At 61.6% G+C, this 211-nt stretch carries 1 protein-coding gene; it reads right to left on the reverse strand.

Annotated features, from left to right (window positions below):
- Positions 1–211: BlaI/MecI/CopY family transcriptional regulator (locus ACX9YW_RS23845; RefSeq protein ID WP_460351322.1), on the reverse strand; the 211-nt coding region annotated here is incomplete at both ends.

Raw genomic sequence — 211 nt, forward strand, 5'->3', positions numbered from 1 at the left:
GTTCCTTCTTGCGCTCGACCATCTCTATGAGCTCGCGCAGCTCGTCGAGGCTGAGTTTCTCCTCCTCTACCAGACACGACACGGCACCCAGGTAGCTGTTGCCGAAAAAACCGCGTATCACGTTGCCCAGACTGCGGCGGCGATACTCCTCGACGGCGGGCAGGGCGTGATAGCGAAACGAGCCGCTCACCGACTCGTGGGCCACATAGCC

It is taken from the genome of Pseudoneobacillus rhizolycopersici (genome assembly GCF_054786815.1).